This is a genomic window from Arthrobacter sp. 08Y14 (genome assembly GCF_002929455.1).
Classification (GTDB): domain Bacteria; phylum Actinomycetota; class Actinomycetes; order Actinomycetales; family Micrococcaceae; genus Arthrobacter_B; species Arthrobacter_B sunyaminii.
The window spans coordinates 1-586 of the sequence record NZ_PJIX01000040.1; the positions used below are offsets into that span (position 1 = coordinate 1).

Below are 586 nucleotides of genomic sequence, written 5' to 3' on the forward strand. Positions count from 1 at the left end.
CTGCAGGCGACGGGCACCGATGTTCTCGACGGTTTCGTTGAGCTGAACCGCGACATCGGCGAGCGCATCGATTGCATCCTCGGTGAAATCGAGGTTGAGCTCTTCGGTCGCCATCAGCGCCTTGTACTGGCGGATCAGGCTCGCTTCGGTCTCCGTCAAGATGCGACGGAAGTCTTCCTTTGTCAGCGGCTTCAGCTCGACCCGGATCGGCAGACGGCCCTGGAGTTCCGGCAGAAGGTCGGAGGGCTTGGAGACGTGGAACGCGCCCGACGCGATGAACAGGATGTGGTCGGTCTTCACCGGTCCATACTTGGTCGCAACGGTCGTGCCTTCGACGAGTGGCAAGAGGTCCCGCTGCACGCCTTCACGCGAAACGCCTGCACCCATCGCGCCTTCGCGGGCGGCGATCTTGTCGATTTCGTCGAGGAAGACGATGCCGTCATTCTCAACCGAGCGCAGCGCTTCCCGCTGGATGACTTCGTTGTCGATCAACTTGTCCGACTCGTCACGGATCAGGTCGGCATATGATGCCTTGACGGTGGTGCGGACCTTCTTTGTCCGGTTGCCCATGGCCTTTCCGAACATT

Annotated in this window: 1 protein-coding gene; it reads right to left on the minus strand. The window is 60.8% G+C overall.

What is annotated here, in order from left to right; translation table 11 throughout:
• Positions 1 to 570: AAA family ATPase (locus CXR03_RS18940; protein WP_258073745.1), on the minus strand; the 570-nt coding region annotated here is incomplete at its 3' end.
• Positions 571 to 586 lie beyond the last annotated feature (16 nt).